The sequence below is a fragment of the Streptomyces lomondensis genome (assembly GCF_014651035.1).
GTDB classification, from domain to species: Bacteria; Actinomycetota; Actinomycetes; order Streptomycetales; family Streptomycetaceae; genus Streptomyces; species Streptomyces lomondensis.
In genome coordinates this window covers 409225-429959 of the sequence record NZ_BMWC01000001.1, presented here as the reverse complement: position 1 = coordinate 429959, position 20735 = coordinate 409225, and the positions used below count along the sequence as shown (strand labels likewise).

General features: G+C 70.8%; 19 protein-coding genes and 1 tRNA gene. 9 read left to right on the top strand and 11 right to left on the bottom strand.

Translation table 11 applies throughout. The annotated features are described in order from the left end of the window. Positions 1-15 precede the first annotated feature (15 nt). Positions 16-115: transfer RNA gene (locus tag IE255_RS01870), tRNA-Arg, on the top strand. A 190-nt stretch (positions 116-305) separates the two neighbouring features. On the opposite strand, the gene IE255_RS01865 is transcribed toward IE255_RS01870, so the two are convergent. From IE255_RS01865 to IE255_RS01855, 3 genes are read right to left on the bottom strand one after another with little or no spacing between them, the layout of a single operon-like run. Next, positions 306-1160, bottom strand: a complete 855-nt coding sequence (locus IE255_RS01865) for a helix-turn-helix domain-containing protein (RefSeq protein ID WP_190048321.1) — start codon at positions 1158-1160, stop codon at positions 306-308. 26 nt (positions 1161-1186) lie between these two features. Next, positions 1187-1714, bottom strand: coding sequence for a DUF6879 family protein (locus IE255_RS01860; protein WP_190048320.1), 528 nt, complete (start codon positions 1712-1714; stop codon positions 1187-1189). Further along, positions 1686-1946 (bottom strand): hypothetical protein, encoded by a 261-nt coding sequence (locus IE255_RS01855; RefSeq protein WP_190048319.1) that lies wholly within the window; start codon positions 1944-1946, stop codon positions 1686-1688. Before IE255_RS01855 ends, IE255_RS01860 begins: the two co-directional genes overlap by 29 nt. Positions 1947-2178: 232 nt before the next feature. Between IE255_RS01855 and IE255_RS01850 the strand changes: the two genes are divergently transcribed. The 3 genes from IE255_RS01850 (at position 2179) to IE255_RS01840 (ending at position 5518) form a co-directional block, all read left to right on the top strand. Next, positions 2179-2736, top strand: a complete 558-nt coding sequence (locus tag IE255_RS01850; protein ID WP_190048318.1) for a DUF6415 family natural product biosynthesis protein — start codon at positions 2179-2181, stop codon at positions 2734-2736. After that, positions 2733-3140, top strand: a complete 408-nt coding sequence (locus IE255_RS01845; protein ID WP_190048317.1) for a hypothetical protein — start codon at positions 2733-2735, stop codon at positions 3138-3140. The genes IE255_RS01850 and IE255_RS01845 overlap by 4 nt, the downstream gene beginning before the upstream one ends. A gap of 278 nt (positions 3141-3418) precedes the next feature. Further along, on the top strand, positions 3419-5518 hold the full coding sequence (locus IE255_RS01840) for an ATP-binding protein (RefSeq protein ID WP_229906247.1): 2100 nt from the start codon (positions 3419-3421) through the stop codon (positions 5516-5518). On the opposite strand, the gene IE255_RS01835 is transcribed toward IE255_RS01840, so the two are convergent. Further along, positions 5428-5919 (bottom strand): transcriptional regulator, encoded by a 492-nt coding sequence (locus IE255_RS01835; RefSeq protein ID WP_190048315.1) that lies wholly within the window; start codon positions 5917-5919, stop codon positions 5428-5430. The two genes, IE255_RS01840 and IE255_RS01835, sit on opposite strands and share 91 nt — an antisense overlap. A gap of 212 nt (positions 5920-6131) precedes the next feature. Continuing rightward, positions 6132-7388 (bottom strand): hypothetical protein, encoded by a 1257-nt coding sequence (locus IE255_RS01830; protein ID WP_190048314.1) that lies wholly within the window; start codon positions 7386-7388, stop codon positions 6132-6134. A gap of 267 nt (positions 7389-7655) precedes the next feature. On the opposite strand from IE255_RS01830, the gene IE255_RS01825 reads away from it, so the two are divergent. The 3 genes from IE255_RS01825 (at position 7656) to IE255_RS01815 (ending at position 13181) form a co-directional block, all read left to right on the top strand. Beyond that, positions 7656-10952: an AfsR/SARP family transcriptional regulator gene (locus tag IE255_RS01825; RefSeq protein WP_190048313.1), complete on the top strand. Its 3297-nt coding sequence runs from the start codon at positions 7656-7658 to the stop codon at positions 10950-10952. Positions 10953-11033: 81 nt separating this feature from the next. Beyond that, positions 11034-11993 carry a D-2-hydroxyacid dehydrogenase family protein gene (locus tag IE255_RS01820; RefSeq protein ID WP_190048312.1) on the top strand — a complete coding sequence of 320 codons (960 nt, stop codon included), beginning with the start codon at positions 11034-11036 and terminating at the stop codon, positions 11991-11993. A 276-nt stretch (positions 11994-12269) separates the two neighbouring features. Further along, positions 12270-13181 (top strand): alpha/beta fold hydrolase, encoded by a 912-nt coding sequence (locus IE255_RS01815; RefSeq protein ID WP_229906246.1) that lies wholly within the window; start codon positions 12270-12272, stop codon positions 13179-13181. A gap of 569 nt (positions 13182-13750) precedes the next feature. Here the strand turns inward: IE255_RS01815 and IE255_RS01810 are convergent. The 6 genes from IE255_RS01810 to IE255_RS01785 form a co-directional block, all read right to left on the bottom strand. Then, on the bottom strand, positions 13751-14011 hold the full coding sequence (locus tag IE255_RS01810) for a hypothetical protein (RefSeq protein WP_190048310.1): 261 nt from the start codon (positions 14009-14011) through the stop codon (positions 13751-13753). Positions 14012-14161: 150 nt separating this feature from the next. Beyond that, entirely contained in the window at positions 14162-14446 is a 285-nt protein-coding gene (locus tag IE255_RS01805; RefSeq protein WP_190049371.1) for a hypothetical protein, read from the bottom strand. 324 nt (positions 14447-14770) lie between these two features. After that, entirely contained in the window at positions 14771-15637 is an 867-nt protein-coding gene (locus IE255_RS01800) for a tyrosinase family protein (RefSeq protein WP_190048309.1), read from the bottom strand. Then, positions 15621-16124, bottom strand: coding sequence for a tyrosinase family oxidase copper chaperone (locus tag IE255_RS01795; RefSeq protein WP_190048308.1), 504 nt, complete (start codon positions 16122-16124; stop codon positions 15621-15623). The genes IE255_RS01800 and IE255_RS01795 overlap by 17 nt, the downstream gene beginning before the upstream one ends. Positions 16125-16353: 229 nt before the next feature. Then, on the bottom strand, positions 16354-16629 hold the full coding sequence (locus IE255_RS01790; RefSeq protein WP_190048307.1) for a hypothetical protein: 276 nt from the start codon (positions 16627-16629) through the stop codon (positions 16354-16356). A 190-nt stretch (positions 16630-16819) separates the two neighbouring features. Then, positions 16820-17494, bottom strand: a complete 675-nt coding sequence (locus IE255_RS01785) for a hypothetical protein (RefSeq protein ID WP_190048306.1) — start codon at positions 17492-17494, stop codon at positions 16820-16822. A 527-nt stretch (positions 17495-18021) separates the two neighbouring features. On the opposite strand from IE255_RS01785, the gene IE255_RS01780 reads away from it, so the two are divergent. Together IE255_RS01780 and IE255_RS01775 are read left to right on the top strand one after the other, a co-directional pair. After that, positions 18022-19311, top strand: coding sequence for a glycosyltransferase family 4 protein (locus IE255_RS01780; protein WP_190048305.1), 1290 nt, complete (start codon positions 18022-18024; stop codon positions 19309-19311). Continuing rightward, complete coding sequence (locus tag IE255_RS01775; protein WP_190048304.1) at positions 19308-20735, top strand: exopolysaccharide biosynthesis polyprenyl glycosylphosphotransferase; 1428 nt, start codon at positions 19308-19310, stop codon at positions 20733-20735. The genes IE255_RS01780 and IE255_RS01775 overlap by 4 nt, the downstream gene beginning before the upstream one ends.

Sequence of the window (20735 nt, the reverse complement as noted above, 5' to 3'; positions counted from 1 at the left end):
AGGCCGATCGACGAGGCACCCGGTGCGGGAGAAGAACCAGGTCAGCAAGGGTGCGACAAGAGATACACCAGCGCCTTCTAAGCGCTTGGCCGCAGGTTCGATTCCTGCCGGGGCTCAAATACCCCCCGACCAGCGGAAACGCTGGTCTATCTGCCTTCTGATTCCATGCACATCGCACGAGGGCCGCCACAGCGGGCTGGCTTCCTCGTCGACCGTGCCCCCTGGGCACCAAAGGCTGAGCTACCGAACACGCACTCCCTCTCTCACCCCTCCGGGCTTGAGAGAGGGATCTTCGTCCTTCCGGCTCAGCGCAAGGCTTCGATCGCCCGGAGGATCAGCGCCCGGGCCTCTGCCCCGTACACGGCCATACCGCGCAGTTGCTCGAACGTCTTCAAATACAGGGCCACCTCGGAGGGCTGCGTCACCTTCACCTCGGCGGAGACCAACTCGACCGAAACCAGCTTGTCGTCGTACACCTGGAACGTCTCTTCGGGCCACTGTCTACGCTCGGGTGTCGCCATGGGGATGATGCCGAGCGATACCGCCGGCAGGGCCCCGGCGGAGAGCAGATTGCCCAGTTGGGCCGCCATGGCGTCGGCGTCCGCCATCTGGCAGTGAAGGACGGACTCTTCGAGCACGATCACGAAACGGTGGCCCTGCTCGTGGATCACGCGAGATCGCTCGACGCGGGCCCGGGCCGCCTCGTCACTGTCGTCGATGGGCAGATCCCTGAAGCGGGCGGCCGTACGCAGTACCGCGGCCGCGTATCCCTCAGTCTGGAGCAGTCCCGGCACGATCGTGGAGGAGTACACCCGAAACAGCTGAGTGTCTCGGTAGAACTGGGCCACCGACTCTTGCAGGTGCTTCAGACCAGCGCGCACCTGATGGCGCCACTCCCTGTACATGGACTCGGCGTTGAGGGACTGCACGATGAGGTCTTGCGCCTGGTCGGCGGCGCCGGCAGCGGTGCACCACAGGCGGATGTCTGTGGTCGTAGGCGTCTGGTGCGCGTTCTCGATCCTCGACGTCTTGGAGTGGTGCCAGCGGCACGCGGTGGCCAGCTGGACGATCGTCAGCCCCGCCTCCTTCCTGAGCTCACGGAGTCGCCTGGCGACGGCCTCGCGGGCTGCCTGAGCGGAGGAGGAGGGGGAGACGGACATAAAGCTGGCCTACCGGTGCTTCCCTGTCAGTGAATCTCGTACTGGTCGTGCGGAACAGCGCGTGCCCACACGGCCTCGAACGCCTCGGCGCAGAGCTTGGCCGCCAACGGCTCTTCGGAGATCTCCTGGCGGACCCAGGCCCCGTTGCCCGCGAAGTGGTGCCAGCGGATCAGATGGTCGTCGAACAGCCAGAAGTCATTGCCGGGCAGCGCGAGGTCGGAGGCGTGGCAGCGTGGCAGCCACCGCACCTGTTCCCCAGCCCTGACGTTGACGTCCGTTGCGGCGTGCTCGTAGCGGATGTAGTCGGAGACGGGTTCGGACACGATGCGCGCACGCCGCACTGTGACGCCACGGGCAACGGTGCTGGAGATCAGGTCGACCCAGGGTGCCCAGTACTCCGAGGCCGGGTCGGTGTCCCTCTGGCCCGTGCGGATCCAGGTCTCGAAGTCGTCCGCCTCGTTGTCCACGGCGTAAGCGTCACGCATCTCCAGGTGGACGGCTGAGCGGGTGCAGGCGGCGAGGAGTTCAGCGAACTTCGGCTCGTTCGACGACACTGCATGCCTCCCTGATCATCGATGCCATCCTGGCCGGGATTCGGATCACTGCCTCGTCGTCCGGGATGCCCTTCGCGTGGCCCGGCACTTCGAAGGCGGCGCACTGCGCCTCAAGTTCAGGGCCGGGGCGATATCCCTGGAGCACGATTTCGTTCTTCTCCGGGTCGACCCAGACGGTGGGACTCTTGTCCTGGCCGGTCTCCGGATCGATCCCGATGAACAGTAGCGGCACGGCAATCACCCTCCACGCGGTGTGCGGTCTTCTGCTCCACCGTCAGGTCTGCGGGAATGTCGGTCAAGGGCATGAGGCGGCCATCGCCCCATCTAGCTACTGCTGCGCGCACAGATTCGCACACTGCTGGATGTGGCGCCAACCACGTCTCTAGCGTCGGGAGTTACGAAAGAACCCCGGCGAGGTGGAGGCCTCCCGGGGCGTGGCCAACGCTGCGAGGAGCGTCGACATCATGAACGCCACAGCCCCGCCAGACCTCAAGACGATGCGCGCCACAGCGATAGAGCTGCTGCGCCCGGACGACGCGCCGGACATGCTGCCAGCGGCCGGTGAGGAACTGGCGACGCTCACCGACACGCTGCGCGGCCACCTCGAACTGCTCATCCCCGAGGTCGAGCAGGCGGCCGGGCGTCTGCCGGAGAACAGCGTCACCCGCTCCGGCGCGATGTACTGCGTCGGCGAGGCCCGCGGAAAGCTCCGCGCACCCGAGCTGAGCTTCGCCCCGTTGGCCGGCAGCGTCCTGTACGCCCGCAGGCTCGCCCGCGTCCTGGCCGCCCTGTGCGACCACTACGAGACCGTCACCAGTGGCGTGGTCGAGACGCACTGGCGGACCGCGTTCGTGCGCCTGGCGGACCACTGCCTGACGTGCCCGACCTGCCGGGCCATGGACGACGAGGGCGCGAACCTCGGCCTCCCCTGCGAGACCCACGACCGGCTCTACGACGAGTACCGGGAAGCTTGGGCTCGGGCGCGTGACGGCCACCGACGCTCTGCGGAGGCATCAGCGTGACCACTCCCGAAGCTGAGCCCAGCACGCCCGACGCCGAAGACGAGTTCCAGAGACTGGGTGAGCAGCTGCTGCGCACGGCGAAGTCGTCCCGCACCCGCGCGGCTGTCCAGGCCTTGGTCGAGGAGCGGACGATCCTGTCGGTGCCGGCCGTACGCCACGCCCTGATCGTCGACACCGACGACGGCGAGATGGCCCACTTCGAGGGCCTGTCGGGGCGCCAGCACGGGCCGGACCTGGATGAGGGGCAACGTGCCTTCCTCCACCTGGTCCTGTCCATGGTCGGCATCGGAATCACCACCCTCACCTCCGTGCAGGACCTGAACGACCGTCGACTCCAGATCATGCTGCGGGCGATCCTGCGGCTCGCGGGCAACGACAAGCTCGCCGTCGGTCGGCGCTTGTGAGGACTTCAGGCGAAGCGCCTTTCCTCAGTTCGCTCCCAGCGACCTCAAAGACGCAGGTGAGGACATCGCTCATGCACGCACACACCTTGTAAGCGCTTGACCGCAGGTTCGAGTCCGGCCGGGCCCCCGACACCCACCACCCCGAACCCAATTCCCCGCCCCATGGATATCGATCGCATGTACGGAAAGGATCTATCCGAGCAGTCGGTGCTTACACGCGGTGGGGGGCCCAGGTGGGGAGTCACGAGCTCAGATCTCAGAACGAGCTGAGTGGCACGGTGCACGGCGCGACCATCCAGGCAGGAGCCGTGCACGGCGGCATCCACTTCGGGGCGGGCGAGGCGAAAGGCGTCGCGCGGACGCCCTGGCAGCTGCCGCCGGCCGTGCATGTGATCGACCGATTACCGGAGCTGGCGGCCCTGGAGCAGCACCGCACGCGCGCGATGCGGGAGGAACGCCCGGCGCTGGCCGCCGTGAGCGGACTGGGCGGGATCGGGAAGACCACCCTCGCACTGCGGTGGCTGCACGCCCTGCGCCCGCATTTCCCGGACGGCCAGCTGTACGCGGACCTCGGCGCCCAGTCCCCCGGTGGCGGGGTCCTCCCGGAAGAGGTGCTCGGGCGCTTCCTGCGGGCCCTGGGGGTCCCCGCGCCGGACGTACCCGCGACCCTCGCCGAACGGACGGCGCTGTACCGGTCCCTGACCGCCGACCGGCGTCTGGTCGTGCTGCTCGACGACGCCGCGACGGCGGCGCAGGTGCGGCCGCTGCTGCCCGCGGGCCGGAGCGTGACGGCGGTGACCAGCCGCGGGCGGATGCCGGGGCTGACGGTCGACGGCTGCTATCCCGTCCATCTGGAGCCGCTCGGCCCGGAGGCGGCGATGGAACTGCTCGCGGACACCCTGTCCGACGACCGGGTCGCGGCGCAGCCCGATGCCGCCCGCCTCCTGGTCGAACTGTGCGCCGGGCTGCCCCTGGCCGTCCGTGTCGCCGGCGCCCGGCTCGCGGCGCGGCCGGAACGCCGTATCACCACGATGGTGCGCGCGCTGACCGAGGAACGTGACCGGCTGGAGGTGCTGGCCATCGACGGCGACCACAATGTGCGGGCCACGCTGGACCTGTCGTACCGGACGCTGCCCCCTCGGGCCGCCCGCCTCTACCGGCTGCTGGGGCTGCATCCCGGCCCGGAGTTCGGCAGCGCGGTGGCGGCGGCCGTACTCGCCCCTGAAGGGAAAGCGACGGAACTGCTGGAGAAGCTGCACGACGCCAGCCTGCTCCTCGACCGCGGCGAAGAGCGCCACCGCTTCCACGACCTGGTGCGGCTGCACGCCGCCGGGAAGGCGCTGGAGGACGAGTCGCCGCAGGAGCGTGAGCGGGCCGTGCGCCGGATCGCCGATCACTATCTGGCGAGCGCCACGAAGGCCGAGGAGATCATCGACCCTCAGCACCGCACCATGGCCCGGGACTACGGCCCCGGCCCGGTGGTCGTCGCCGACGTCGGGGACGACGCCGAAGCGGCCCTGGACTGGCTGGAACGGGAGTTGCCCAATCTGATGGCCGTGCTGCGGCAGGCGCGTCCCGCCGGGTTCCCGACCGTCTGCTGGCAGCTCGCCGACGCCCTGTGGCCCCTCTTCCTGCGACGCAAGTTCTACGACGACTGGCACGCCGCCCATGAGGAAGGGCTGGCGGCCGCCGTGGAGTTGCGGGACGCGGCGGCGGAGTGCCGGATGCTCACCTCCGGCGGGGTGGGGCGGCTCGGTTCCGGGCACCACGACCGGGCCCTGGCGATGTTCGAGCGCGCGGCGCGGCTCTTCCTGGAGCGCGACGACCGGCTCGGGCACGCCCGCACCCTCAACTACCGGGGCCTGGCCCTCCAGCGGCTCGGACGTCCGGACGAAGCCGCCGACCTCTTCCGGCAGGCCGCGGCGGAGCTGCCGTCGCGCGGAGACCGCCGGGCCGGTGCCCTGGCCCGGCTGAACCTCGCCGACCTCTCGCTCACCGCAGGCCACGCCGAAGAGGCGATCCGCCACGCCGGTGCCGCTCACACCTCGCTGCGCGAGGCGGGCGACCTGTACAACGCCGCCCGCGCGACCAGGGTCCTGGGCCGCGCCCACCTCGCCGTGGACCGGCTCGACCAGGCCGAGGAGCAGCTGTCGTCCGCCCTGGCGACGCTGCGCGGCATGGCCGCGCACTACGAGATGGCCCACGCCGTCGGAGGCCTGGCGGAAGTCTCCGAACGGCGCGGGCACACTGATGTCGCCCGGGAGCGGTACCGGGAGGCGCTGGAGCTCTACGCCTCCGCGGGCCGGTCGGGATCGGACGAGGCCGAGACCGCGCGGCACCGGCTGCGGCGGTTGGATCCCGGCGAGTCGGGGAGCTGAGCCCGGCGGGCGTACGGCGTCGGTCGCCGACGGCCCTCGGCGACCAGCCCGAGAACGGCCTCCCCGACGCCGAACGCCTCGGCGGGCAGCCCGGCCACCAGCCAGGCGTGAGCCAATGAGGCGAGGATCTCCCACCGTTCCTCAAGGTGCCCCGGCCCCGCGGCCTCGAAGGCGAGGACGGCCGGGACACCGGCGCCGAGCCGCAGCCAGCAGCGGGAGCCGTGGTGCACCGCCACCACCAGGGCGCCCGGATGGGCCACCGCCGTCTCCGCCGCCTCCGTCGCTCCCGTGCCGGGCCCGATCAGCACGTCGCCGAGCCGAGACCAGCGTGTCCCTGCCGGAAGCCGGACGCTGACGTGCTCGTCCAGGATCGGGGCCCGGGAGACCGGATGCAGCAGCACCGCACGGACCCGATGCGCCGGACCGTCCGACGCCGCCCCACCCATCGAACCGTGCGACGCCGTCCCCTCCATCGGCCCCTGTGACGCCGTCCAGCGCCCCGGACCGTCCGACGCCCTCCCGTCCACCGGACCGTCCGACGCCGTCCACTGCACCGGACCGGCTGACCCCCCGCCCGGGGCCAGCGCCGTCCGGGACACCACAGCGACCAGCGTCACGGCGCAGTCACGCTCCCCGGTTCCCCATAGCGCACCGTCAGCGGCAGCCGTGCCGGTTCCGTCGTCGTCCGTGCGCTGGGGGCCCGCAGGCGCAGCTTGCGGTAGAGCAGCGCGCGCATCTTGCGGGAGAACTGCCCCGGCTCCGAGGAGATACGCGCCGCGACCCGCTCGTAGCGATGCGAACGCCAGGCCGCCGAACTCCGCTTGAGCTGGGCGCGCAGCGACCGGTTCTCGCGCAGGCGCGGCGCGAAGGACATCAGCTCGGCCAGCGGCGAGCCTGGATCCACCTCGGCGTCGGCCCGGCCCGCCATGAGGACGGGTACGCCGGTCATCGCGCCGTACAGCGAGACGGAACCGTGGTCGCCCACGATGTAGTCGGCGGCGACGACCGCCCCGGTCCAGTCACCGTACGGGCTGACCAGGGTCAGGCCGGAGCGCGCCAGCCCGGCGAGCCAGGCGCGGACCTGCCAGTCGCCGTGGGCGTTCCAGACGTGCGGGTGCAGCAGGGCGGCGATGCTGAACTCGTCCCGTGGCAGCTCGCCGACGAGTCGCTCCAGAACCTCCCAGCCCTGCCCCAGGAGCGAGTCCGGCCCCCAGGTGGAACAGACGAGGACCAGGCGCTGGCCGGGCTTGGCGCCCAGGGCGTCCCGGTACAGCGCCCGGGACGGCAGGCTGGCGGCGATGCGGTCGAAGCACGGGTCGCCCACGACTTCCGCGGCGGGCACGGCTTCGGGACACTCACGGCCGAGCCTGGTCAGCTCCTCGTGGTGGGCGAGCACGATCACCTCGGGCACCACCGCACCGTCCCGGACCAGGCGCTGCCTGCTCAGTCCGTACACCCCGCGCGGTGCCGTCAGGCGGCCGTGCCGCCCGGCGGGGGTGATCTTGTTGTGGCCTGCCCCGTGCGGCAGCACGATCACAGGCGTCTGCAGCTCGTGGAGGCTGCCGTGGCCGGCGGCCAGCGCGAGGTCGAAGCTGGTCTGGACGGCCTGGCTCCATGGCATCACCAGGCCCCCCAGCTGTTCCAGGAACTCGGACACGCCGTTGCCGAACACGTCCGGTGCCTGGGTGAAGATGGTCTGCACCCTGACATCGCCTTCGAGCAGGCGGATCGCGTCGAGCAACCGCTGCCCGGCTATCACCGTGTGCACCACGACCAGGACGCGCCTGCGCGTCCGTCGGGTGGCCCAGCGCTCGACGTCCAGCCGCACCGGCACATGGCGCCAGTGGGGTTCGGGCACTGTCACACTCATCGTTGTTGTCCCCCGGATTCTCGTACATGCCTTCCCGACCGCGACCCCGCGCGATCGATGACAAGGGCGTGCCCCGGGGTCTGGATGACCGGCTTGCAGGAATCCTGCACTCCTGTGGAACGCCGCTTCACACCGGTTCCGTGCGCCCGTCGTTGCTCCAGTGCGCCCCTGTCTCCCCCCGGGCACCCCGCAGAACAGTGAATCGTGTGCCGCACAAACGGGCGGGCACTGCCGACACGGCAGGAAGAAGCACACCCGCCGGGGGTGATGGTGGAACTTCTTGCTCTGGGACCTCTCGAACTGTGGCACGGTCCGCAGCAGTACGAGCTGGGATCCGTGAAGGAACGCTGCCTGCTGGCCGCGCTGGTGCACGCCCGGGGCGAACCGGTCTCCGTGGACACGCTGATGGAACGGGTCTGGAACGGCGATCCGCCGCCCACCGCCACGGAGACGCTGCACAGCTACCTCTCCCGGCTGCGCAGACGATTACGCAGGACCGTGGGCGACGAACAGGCCGAGGTGGTCCGGGCCTCGCCCCGGCTGTACCAGCTGCGGGCCGCCGACCCGGAGGACATCGACCTGCTGCGCTTCCAGCGGCTGCGGACGGACGCGGCGAGTGCGGCGGCGCGGGGGGACCAGGAACTGGCGATCGGGCTGCTGCGCACCACCGAGGCGCTGTGGCGCGGCGAGCCCCTGACCGAGTTCGCGGGCAACGCCTGGGCGCTGTCGGCACGCGCCCGGCTGACCGAGGAGCACCGCCGGGTCCGCGAGGAACGGATCGCCTTGGAACTGGAGTTGGGTCGCCACGCGGACCTCGTCGGCGAACTCCAGGAGCTCGCGTCGCAGAACCCCTTCGCCCAGCAGGTGATCGGCTCGCTGATGCTGGCCCTGTACCGCTCCGGGCGCCACGACGAGGCGCTCGCCGTCTTCCGCACCACCCGCGAGAGGCTGCACGAGAGCCAGGGGATCGAGCCGGGCGCGGAGCTCCAGGAACTCCATCTCCGCATGCTCGAACAGGACCACACCCTCCTGCGCACCCGGCCCGCGCCCGTCGCCGCCGCTCCCGCGCCGCAGCCGCGCAACTGCCTGCCCCGGGACACCCGGGACTTCACCGGACGGGCCGCCGAACTGCGCATCCTGCTCGACACCTCGGACGCCGGCGACGGCGCGGCGAACGCCCTGCCGGTCACGGTCGTCCACGGCATGCCGGGCATTGGCAAGACGGCACTGGCCGTGCACGCGGCGCACCTCCTGGGCGCGTCGTACCCGGACGGCCAGTTCTACGTCGACCTGCGCGGTTACAGCAGCGAGCAGCCGCTCGACCCGGCCGAGGCCCTGGCCGTCCTGCTGCACTCGGCGGGCTGGTCCGGTGAGCTGCCGGCCACGCCGGCCGAGCGGGCGGCCAGGTGGCGGGAGTGGATGGCGCGGCATCGCGCGCTCGTGGTGCTCGACAACGCCCGGGACGCCGGCCAGGTCGAGCCGCTGCTGCCGGGCAACCCGGCCTGCCGTGCCCTCGTGACCACCCGGAGCCGGCTGACCCGTCTGGAAGGCGCCTCGTCCCTGCGCGTGGAGGCGCTGTCCCGGGCGGAGGCGGTGGCGCTGTTCACCCGTGTCGTCGGTGCCTCCCGTGCCGCGGCGGAGCCCGAAGCCCTGGAGCAGGTCGTGGAGGCGTGCGGCTGCCACCCCCTGGCCGTGCAGCTGCTGGCGAGCCGTCTCCGCTACCGGGACGCGTGGGCCGTTCAGGACCTGCTCGACCGGCTGACCCGCGCGGCCGATCCCCTCAAGGAGTTCGACGGCCTGATCACGGCGGTCTTCCAGCTCTCGTACGCCGAACTCAGCGGCCCCGCCCAGCAGTTGTTCCGCCGTCTCGCCCTGCACACCGGCTCCGACATCACCCTCCGCGCGGCGGCCGCCCTGGCCGGGCCGGCCTTCGGACGGGAGACGGAGCCGCTGGAGCGGTGCGTCGAGGAGCTGCTCGACGCCAGTCTCCTGGAGGAACCGGTACGCGGCCGCTACCGGCTGCACGACCTGACCCGGGCCTTCAGCGCCCGGCTCGGCGCACACACCGATCCCGAACCGGTCCGGCGCGCGGCGGTCGGCCGTCTCATCGCCTACCACCTCACCACCGCCCACCGCACCGACCGTCTGGCCCACCCCCACCGCCGGACGATCCGGCTGAGCCCGGACCGGGAATCCCCCTACGCGCCGGAGTTCTCCGGCGTGGACGAGGCGTCCGTGTGGCTGACGGTGGAGCGCGCCAACCTCCTGGGGGCCGCGCGGGCGGCCGCGGCCGGGTACCCGGAGTACGCGGCGCTGTTCCCGAGTGTCCTGGCGAGGTCCCTCAAGCTCTGGGGGACCTGGGACGTGGCGGCCGAGCTCTTCGACGCGGCCGTCCCCGTCCTGCGCGCCCAGGGCGACCGTGCCGCACTCGCCCGCACCCTGACCGACCGCGCGGATCTGCTGGCGCAGCTGAACCACGCCGAGGCCCTGCGCTGCGCGACCGAGGCCCGGTCGCTCTACGAGGACCTCGGCGACACGAATGGCCGCGCCGACGCGCTGCTCCAGTCGGGCCGCGCCCATCTCGCGGCCGGCCACGGCGGGACGGCCATGCGCGTCCTCGAACAGTCACTGGCGCTGTACCGGGAGGTCGGCGACCGCGCGGGGGAAGCCGACTGCCTCAATGTGCAGGGTGCCGCGCTGCACTACGCGGGGCAGTACGACGAAGCCCTCCGCCGGGTCCAGCTCATGCAGGCCATCTACGAGGCGCTGCCCGACCCTTACGGCCTGGCCCAGGCGCTCAACAACCGCGGCGAGCTCCACTACCTCCAGGGACGCCACGACGACGCCCGCCAGTGCTACGAGCGGTCGCTGGCCCTGATGCGGCAGCACGGCGGCCGGCAGGAGCTGGCCATCCTCGACACCAATCTCGGCGCCGTCCACCAGGCGACCGGGCAGACGGAGCGCGCACTGGCCTGCTACCGGCGGGCCCTCGCCGCCCACCGGGCCGGCGGCGACGCCCTGGGCGAGGCCGACGTGCTGATCAGCATGGGGAGGGCCCACGCCCAGTCCGGGCGCAGGGACGAGGCGCTGCTGCACTTCACCATGGCGGAACAGGTCGCCACCAGCATCGACAACCCGTACGAGAAGCTGCGCGCGCTGATCGGCGCGGCCGACGTCCAGCGTGAGTCGGGCCGCCTCGACATCGCGCGCAGGGGATACGAGCGCGCCCTCGAGGCGGCTGCGAGCACCGACTTCCCTCTGGGCTGCGCCCACGCGCTCGCGGGACTCGCCCGGACGGCGGCCCTGCACCCGCGCGGCGCCCGGCAGGCCCGCGAGTACGGCGAGCAGGCGGTGGCCCTCTACCGACGTCTCGGCGCCGTCACGGAGGCGGAGAAACTGCTCCGGGACCTGCCGGTGTCACCACATCCAGCGGGACACGACGAGTACGGAGAAGGCGGCGCCCATGAGGTGAACGGAGGCGTGCAGAAGCTTCACAGGTCCCTCTTGCATCACTTGTCTGATAAAGATCGGCACGACGGTAGCGGAGACCAGAGAGGTACGTGAACGCGTTTGATAAAGGAACGTGCATCCGGTAAAGGTGCGTTCCTGAGTCGGTGCCCGACCGGCCCGTGAAACGGAGACGACGTGCGGTTGCGCTGTGCTGTGCTGGACGACTTTCAGCGAGTGGCGACGGAGGTCGCCGACTGGTCGGCGGTCGCGGACGAGGTGGAGGTCGTCTCCTTCGACCGCCACATCGACGGCGAGGACGCCCTCGCCGCGGCCCTGGCCGACGTCGACATCGTGGTGACGGTGCGCGAGCGGGTGCCGTTCCCCGGGTCGCTGATCGCCCGGCTGCCCCGGCTGAAACTGATCGTCGCCTCCGGCATGCGCAACTCGGTCATCGACTACGCGGCCGCCGAGGCGCACGGCGTCACGGTGTGCGGCACGGCCAGTTCCTCCACCCCGCCGGTCGAACTGACCTGGGCGCTGCTGCTCGGCCTCGCCCGCGGCATCGTCGAGGAGAGCACCGCCCTGCGCTCCGGCGGCCCCTGGCAGAGCACCGTCGGTGCCGACCTGCACGGCCGCCGCCTCGGCCTCCTCGGCTTGGGGAAGATCGGCAGCCGCGTCGCCCAGGTCGGCCTGGCCTTCGGCATGCGGGTGACCGCCTGGAGCCAGAACCTCACCCGGGAGCGCGCCGACGAGGTCGGCGTGGAACTCGCCGGCTCCAAGGAGGAACTGCTCGCGCAGAGCGACTTCGTCTCCGTCCACCTGGCCCTCAGCGACCGTACCCGCGGCCTGCTCGGCCCCGCCGAACTCGCCCTGCTCAAGCCGACCGCCTACCTGGTCAACACCTCGCGCGCGGCAATCGTCGACCAGGACGCCCTCCTCGACGCCCTGCACGCGGGCCGGATCGCCGGCGCCGGCGTCGACGTCTTCGACATCGAGCCCCTGCCCGCCGATCACCCGATGCGCACGGCTCCCCGCCTCCTCGCCACCCCGCACCTCGGCTATGTGTCCCGCGCCAACTACGCGACGTACTACGGCCAGGCGGTCGAGAACATCCGCGCGTTCCTCTCGGGTTCGCCTGTACGACAACTCCCCTGACGCCCGCCCGGCGCCGCACCCCCGACTCTCAACACCCGCCTGACCGCAGGCATGCGCGACGTCCTGGAAAGGCCCGCCCCACCATGACGACATCACATGCGCTCAAATCGCCCTCACATGAGTGATTTACGCTGAAATGGCAGCAGTTCTGGTAGCTATGAATGGTTCGCCGTTGTTCCGTCTCTCCCGGAGCCGTTCATGCGCACTGCCCTCACCACCGCCCAGGACTCACCCGACGCAGGTTGCCCCGGGCCTGTCCCTCCAGCATCGGAGCAGGTGGAGGAGCGGATCCTGGCCTTCGAGGGTTTCGCGTACGGGTGCCGCGTCGTCCATCAAAGCGCCCCACAGACGGCGCCGTTGCTGTTGCTCGGAGGCTCGTCCCAGAACAAATACTCATGGCAGCGGCACGAGAAGTGGCTGGCACCGCTGTGCACGTTGATCACCGTGGATCTTCCCGGTTACGGCGCCTCGGACTTCCTGCCCTCCCGATACGGCATCGACTTCCTTGCTGCTGCGGTCAAGCACATGCTGGTGGAGATCGAGATGCCGCGAGTGAATCTCTTCGGCGGCTGCTTCGGACAAGTCGTCGGCCTCCGCTTCGCACAGCTCTATCCCGAGTTCGTCAGTCGCATCGTCTTCGGCGGCGCGGCGAGGCGCCTCCCCGAGAGCTACACCGACGCCGTACCGCGCCTGTCGCGCGCGCTCGAACGTGGCGAGCTCGCAGACGCCGCCAGCGGACTGGTGCAGCTGTTCATGTCGAACCCTGGCGCCAGTCAGGTTCGCAAGCACACGGCCGTGGCGCGCCTCCTCCACCGGCAGTTCATGAACCAGACGCCGGACGAAATCAAGAAGGCGGTCGAGCACAACACAAGGCTGCTGACGCACGGCTGCTACCGGCCCCTGCCCATTCCGGACGTACCGTCCCTGGTGTTCACAGGAGAGTACGACACCCTGTGCACTCCCCAGATGGGCCGTGAGGTCGCCGCGACGATGCCCGCCGCGCGGTTCACGACCATCAAGGAGGCCGACCACCTGGTCACTGTGGAACGCATGCAGGAGGCCTCGGACCTGATCGGCCGGTTCTGCACCGACCGCCCCATCGACGACTTGCCGTACTGCAACCCCGTCGAGTCGCTGCGTGCCGACCGTGATTCCGCGACGGGCTGCCGGGGCGCGCTGCCAGTGTAGCTGAGGAAGTGGCGCGTACCCGCCCCGCAGGATCTGGAATGAGTCGGACACCAGGGGCCGCAGCTCCTGGCCCGACCAGGCGGCCTGGGCGAGGCGAAGGGCGTCCGCGGCGTCGGTCTCGCACCTCCGCCGGAAGCCGGCACCCGGCCCCTGGCCGACAGGGTGGAGGGCACGACGCCCACGTTCTCGCTTGCGGCCAACCGCTGGGCGGGTGCGCGGCCCGGGCCGCGAGCACCTTCGGCGGCGAAGCGGCGCGAAGGAAGAGTACGACACTCCCACCCTTGAATACGTCGCCCGACGCAATGCCGAAGGTATGATCAAGAAGAACATCACCTGATGCCTGAAATGATTCGCCGCCCGCGCGATCTACCGCCGCTCACGGAAGTCCACATCCACTCCTGCGTGGTGCGAAATTCGCGAGTTTTACACGCCGGATGGCCGGACCCGGGTATTCGGGTCCGGCCATCTGTCGTTCGGGCAGCCGCTGCTCATTGCGCTGGGGCCTGGGCCACGCGCAGCTCAGCGGGAATCAAGGCCGCTTCGGATGAGCGTCGATGTCCCTGGCCGAGTCAGGGGTGACGAAGGGAGCAGTCCACGGTGCTGCTGCCCTTGATCGCGCAACCTTCTCGCCTGACCACGACGTGGACGTTCCTGCCGTCTTCGGTGGTGTACCGGTACTCGCGCTTCTGCCCGCAGTGGTTGTCACTGGCCTTCTGGTCACACTTGGGGAGGTTGATGCCGCCCTCATGAGCCTGGGCAGTGCCGAGCGCCATCAGAGCGGAGCTTCCCACCATTCCCGCTACCACTGCCATCTTCTTCAAATTGCGCATCCGCCATGTCCTTTGCGGTAGATCCCCCCAGGCGCTGTACGTCTCGAACCATGCGGCCACTGCGTGTGCCCCCGGAAGAGGTTGTGAAGAGTGTGGGAGAGGTCCCGGGGCTGGCGCCCCGGGACCTGTCCTCAGTTGCCTACTCGGTGATCAGCCCGTGAACCCGCGGGTGGAGCAGTCGACCTTGTGGCCCTGCTGCAGGCTCGGGTTGCCGTTCGAGTTCTCGTTGTCGCCCAGCTGGACGATGCCCTGCAGAACGCCGTTCAGGGCGCTGATGTTGCTGAGGACGGCGATCGAGTCACCCTCCACCGAGCAGCGGCCGCCCGAGACGTCGAAGCTCGCGTCCTTCTCACCCGCGAACGCGGTCGGAGCGCCGAGGACGCCGACGCTACCGAGCATCGCGACGACGACAGCGGCCTTCTGGAACTTGCGCATTACTGCTCCGTTCTTCTACGAGTCGACACAGCCCGTGATGGGCTGGTCACTGACAGTCGCTACCTTACGCGACGTTTCCGTGTTTTTCGCGAACGAAACGCCCAAATGCGTAAATCCCGTGAGAACCCCACCACGGTCGCGCGGCAGACCGAGGACGGCGTCCCCACCGCACCCCGGCGGTCATCCCTGCCGTCAGGCTTCAAGAGGCTCGCGCGGATGCCGGCGGACGTCAGCGCAGGTCCGGCGAAGTGCCTCTCCGAAAAGGGTGCACCGCAATGTGATCCAGGTCCCGGTCCCCGTGCCCATCAAGGTGTGGGGAAACACCTACGCGTACCGATAGATCCGGCCGACGTCCTCCAGCTCGTTCGGCGTCACGTCCCACGGCGGCAGCTTCTCGTGCCGTGCCACGATGCGGCCGTGCTGCTTGTCGGCGGGCCCCGGCGGTGTCGCGGGGAGGTAGCGGGCCCCGCGGTGCCGACGCTGCCAGCGGTACCACTGCAGGTCGACGAAGGCGTGGTGCAGCCAGAAAACGGGGTCGTTGACGGAGGCGCTGCTCACCATGGCACCGCCGACCCAGCGGTGCACCCGGTTGTGGTTCCGCCAGGACGTGCTGCCCCGGCCGGTACCCCAGCCCTCCAGCTTGTTGCGGAAACCTCGCGTGACGGTCGAGTCCCAGGGCGCCACGTCGTAGGCCCTGTCCTTCAGTGCCCACTTCAGCTCGCTCTTGGTGGGCAGGGCGATCGGGTCGCGGTGCCGGCCGAGGTCCCGGGTGAGGAACGCTCCTTCGGTCACGCCCTCCTTGATGGTCCAGTTGCCCTCCCGATAGGCGAACGGCCCCGTCATCACCTGGCGGTCGGAGCGCCGCCCGTTGCCGCCGAGGAGGTCCGCCGTCCACGGTACGGAGCTGGACGTGCGGTCCCGCGTCCAGTCCCAGTACGGAACGGTCACCGAGGAGTCCACCCGGCGCAGCGCCGTCTCCAGCTCGAGCACGAACCGGCGGTGCCAGGGCAGGAAGGAGGGCGCCATGTGCGCGGCACGCAGTCCGGCCTCGCCGTCAGAGGGGAAGTAGGCCATGTGCATCCGCACGAACTCGTCGTACTCACCGCGCCGTTTGACCTCCAGCAGCGCCGCTACGAACCGCCGCTTCTCGGCCGCCGTAAGGGTGCCGGCGTCCTTACGCACGTACGCCATGCCGGTCCCCCATGTGCACGTGTCCCGCGCCCGCCGGTCCCGGAACCCGGTCCCGCAGCCGCTGGCCGGGGCCGAGTTCGTCGACGGCGGCGCGGGCGGCCTCGAGCGGTGTCCCGTACGAGCAGTAGTGGTCGACCATGCTCAGCCAGGTGCCGTCGGCGCGGCGCATCAGATGCAGCGGGCGGCCGTCCACGGTGACGTGCCACCGGCCGTCCTCGGCTGCGCTGCGTGCGGGCGTCCACACACCACGGATGCGGCGGCCCCGGTAGGTCTGGTCGAAAGCGGTGTCGCCCTCGGCCTTCCCGGGTGGGGATCCGGGGCCCAAAGGCCGGAAGGCGGCAACCACCGGGGCCAGGGCCGCGGCGAGCGCACAGGCGAACAGAGCGCGCGCCAGATCCCGCCGTGTTTCGCCCGCCGGTCCGGGCCGCGCCAGGTCCGGCGCTCCGTCCTCGGCACCCACCGGTACTCCGTCGTTGCTGACGCACATGGTCACTCCTCGTCCGGTTCGGTTGTCCGTAGCCGTAACCGCCGGACGTCCCGCGCGGTCACCGCCGCGGGCCCAGGACAGCTGTCAACGGCGGCCATATCGGTGACCACCGGTCTGCGTTGTCCGGTCGCAGACGGGGACGCGTGCGGGAAACGAGGACCGCGCAGCACACGCGAAGGGACGGCCCCTCGGACTCGGCCGAGGGGCCGTCCCTCCGTACAGCGTGATGTCAGCCCTGCAGCGGCAGACCGCGCAGTTGCCTGGCGTCGTTCAGTGCGGTCGTGACTTCCTGCACCGTGTGGAGCAACGAGTTCTTGTTCTCAGGGTCGAGCTGGTCCGTCGGGTGCGGCACCGGCACGTCGGCAACGGTCACCTTCTCGAGCACGTGCAGGCCATTGAGGTTGGCGGGCGCCAGGTCGGCGGCGTTGTGGGCGAAAGCCGGCGTGGCGGCAGCGGAGGCGATCAAGGACCCGGCAATGACGGCGGCAGCCTTCAGGGACTTCATCGTGTTCCTTTCTTCGGCACCACAGGCGCCGGAGGGGAATTCTGTCGCCGTGCCTAACGAGCTCTCGCCGGAGCGGAAACCGGGGGTGCCGATGATTGACGAGTCCTCATATGAGATCCCTGAAAGGCCGGTCCTCTGGACGGTAAATGCCCGGAAGAACGTCGCCGGCCGGGTGGGAAAAACAGAACGCTCACGAGGCCGGCAGCAGCACCGACAGCAGTGGCGTGATCACGGGGAGAGTGACGGCCGGCACGGGAGGCACCGACGTCGGCGCCGATGTGCTGGAGGTCGTCTCAGTGAGCAGGTTCTGCTCCAGCAGGTCGACGCCGATGAGCGCGTCGATGAGGTCCTTCACCAAGTCCAGCAGGTCGTCGACCGACGGAGGCACCGCGTCGACCTCATCGGCGGTGATCGACTCCACCAGGCTGTCGACGGCCTCTGCCACGGCGTCCAGGCCGTCGTCCGTGAGGTCGGCGGGGCGCTGGGCTGGAGCCGGCAGCAGCACGCCCGTCGCCGGGGCCGACGCTGTCGGCGTGGCCGAGGTCGCCGAAGCCTTGGCGACCGCCTTGGACACGGCGATCTTCGCGGCCGCTCCCAGTTTCTCGGCCTTGGCCTCGGGCAGTTGGCCGTTGTCCGCCTCGATCACGGCGGTCAGCAGGTCGGCGACGGGGGTGAGCTCGCCCCCACTGTAGGTCCTGACCTGCATGAGAAGCGCTTCCGCACCGCGGAGTCGCGCGTCGTGCGACGTCGCGTGACTGCGCTCGCGGGTCCAGTCGGCCGCCATGGCGGCGGGGCCGGCGATCCCGACCAGTAGGGCGGCACACAGTGCGCTGGATGCAATGCGCCGTGCGGGCAGAGCGCGCATGAGGGTTCCTTTCGACGGGCGTCGGGTCTTGAGCCCACCGTGAGAGTGCTCATGGCTTCCCGCAACCGATCATGCGCTTTCCGTGATCCCGCGCTTCCCTCCTTTGCCCTGTCCTGCCTGATGAGGCGGCACATCAGGCCGACCGCGACCCGGCCCCGTTCGGGGGTGCTCGCCACCGGGATGACCAGGGAGGTGGCTGATTGCATTGTTTCGACACATTCGTCGTACTTCATCGAATTTCACCGTATTTGTTCGGTTGATGACTAGGGTTGCGAACCTCCCGACGCAACCCCTCCGGGCGGACGCATCGCACTCATGCCGCTGCCTGCCACCGCCACCTGTTCCGAAAGGGCACCGACGGTCATGCGCCATTCCCTGGGTCCGCTGCTTCCGGCCGCCATGCCGACCGAACCGCCGACTCGCTCAGACGCGGCGTGGGTCGGCGTGCTCCGCGTCACCGTCGACGCCCAGCAGTGAGCCCGTTGCCACCCGTCCCGAGCGCCTTCGTGAGCGAGGAAACCGCACATATGCACCTGTCACCCACCAACTCTCGGCCGCGGGTCCTGCACCTCACCCAACCGGTGGACGGCGGGGTCGCCCGCGTCGTGACGGACCTGGTCCGGGCACAGCTGGCGGATGGCCTGGACGTCACCGTGGCCTGCCCGGACAGCCCACTCACCGCGGAACTGCGGGCACTCGGCGCGAACGTACGGCACTGGCACGCGACGCGGTCGCCAGGCCCGTCGCTCGTGCGCGAGGTACGGCACCTCGCCCGGGTGATCGACGAGGTACGCCCCGATCTGGTGCACGCGCACAGCGCGAAGGCCGGGCTCGCCGGGCGGCTCGCGGTGCGGGGCCGGATCCCCACCGTCTTCCAGCCCCACGCCTGGTCGTTCGAGGCGGTCGGCGGGGGCACCGCGGCCCTCGCGCTCATGTGGGAGCGATGGGGGGCGCGTTGGGCCGCGCGGGTGGTGTGTGTGAGTGAGGCGGAGCGCGCGACCGGTGTGCGGGCCAGGATCACCGGCCGGTGGACCGTCGCCCCCAACGGCATCGATCCCGAGTGCTTCCACCCGGCCGCCGCAGGCACCGTGCGGGCCGGGCTCGCACCGCTCGCCGGCCTCGACCCGGCAGCGCCGCTCGCCGTCTGCGTGGGGCGGCTGTGCCGGCAGAAGGGGCAGGACGTCCTGCTGCGGGCGTGGGACGCCGTCGTGCACAGGGTGCCCGACGCCCGCCTCGTCCTGGTCGGCGACGGGCCGGACCGCGACCGGCTTCGCGCAGACGCCCCGGAGTCCGTGCTGTTCGCGGGAGCCGTCACCGATGCCTCCCCCTGGTACCAGGCCGCTGATCTCGTCGTCCTGCCGTCCCGCTGGGAGGGCATGGCGCTGGCCCCGCTGGAGGCGATGGCCTGCGGGCGGCCCGTGGTGGTCACGGACGTCGACGGTGCCCGCGAGAGCCTGCCGCCCCCCTTCACCGCCCGGTGCCTGGTGCCACCGGAGAACCCGGTGGTACTGGCCGGGGCCGTCACCGAGCTACTGCTCGACCCGCTGCTGCGCGAGTCGCTCGGCAACCGGGGGCGCCGCCACGTGCTGTCCCACCACGACGTGCGACTTACCGCCGAGGCGGTCGCGGGCGTCTACCGCGACCTGCTCGGCACGTGGCCCGCCACCGAAGGGGCGCGCCCGTCCCGAGCGGTCGAGCGCGCCAAGGCCCGCACCACTGAGCACGTTCCGCCGCTCGACACAGGCTGTGGCGCCGACCCGAACCAGACAACACAGCGCGTCGAACCCACCGAGCACAGGGAGACCATCCACTCGTGACCGCCGAACGTACCGTGCCCTCCCCCGGCGTACCGCCACGGGACCACGGAGTCTCACCAGTCTCGGTCATGCCGCCGCGCGGCACCGCCACCGGCTTTCGCCTCCCCGGCACCCGGCACCCGGCCCGGCCGGCTTCACCCGTCTGGCTGCTCGTCGCGGACGGCGTCGCCGCCCTGTCGGGCACGCTCGCGCTCGCCGGGGCCCAGCGGCACCCGCTGTGCATCGCCCTGCTGATCGTCGCATCGCTGCTGCTGCGCCCCCGCGACGGCCTACCGCCAGTGCCGAGGCTGCTGGAGGAACTGCCCGCCGTGTGCGGCCGTATCGCGGTGGCGTGGCTGGCGCTCGCGGCGCTCTTGGCGGCGTACCGGCCGGAGCACGCGCTGTCCCTCCGTACCGTGCTGACGGGACTCGCCCTGCAGGCGGCGACGGCGTGTGCGCTGCGCGGCGCCGTGCACGGGCGGCGGCGCGCCGCACTGCTGCGCCGCCCGCACACCGCGCTCGTCGTCGGCCCGGTGGCGACCGCGCAGCGCGTGGCCGCCGCCGTGCTGCGCCACCCGCGGTGCGGCGTGCGGCCGGTGGGGATCGTCGCCGATCAGCCGGACGGCACCGAGGGCCTGCCGGTGCTGACGAGCGGCGAGGAGGTCGAGCGTGCGGTCATCCAGAACGGGGTGCGGGCGGTTCTGGCCGTTCACCCCTCCGCACGCGCCGAACAGGGGTCGCTGCTGCGAGCGCTGGCCGATTCGGGCTGCGTGGTCTGGGAGGTCGACGTCGATTCCCCGTCGTACGCGACGAAGGAGCGCCTGGCCGGGTTCTCCTGCCGGCGTCTGGACATGTCCGCGGCGCGCCGCGGCAGCGTGGGCAAGCGGGCGCTCGACATTCTCGTGTCGGGGACGCTGTTGCTGCTGGTCAGCCCGCTGCTCCTGGCGTGCGCGGTGGCGCTGCGGGTCAGCGACGGGCCGGGGGTGGTGTTCCGGCAGGAGCGCATCGGCAAGAACGGAAAGCCGTTCACACTGCTGAAGTTCCGTACGCACCGCCCGGTCGACGAGCACGAGTCGGCGACCCGGTGGAGCGTGGCGAACGAGAACGAGATGCGCTGGTTCTGCCGTATGTTGCGGCGCACCTCGCTCGACGAGTTGCTCCAACTGTGGAACGTGCTCCGGGGCGACATGAGCCTGGTCGGGCCTCGCCCCGAACGGCCCTACTTCGTACGGCAGTTCAGCCAGACCTACCCCGGTTACGCGGCCCGTCACCGCATGCAGACCGGCATCACCGGCCTCGCCCAGATCCACGGGCTGCGCGGCGACACCTCGATCGAGGACCGCTGCCGGTTCGACAACGCCTACATCGACGACTGGTCGCTGTGGCAGGACATCTGCGTCCTGCTGCGCACCGCGGCCACGGTGGTACGTCCGACGGGGAGCTGA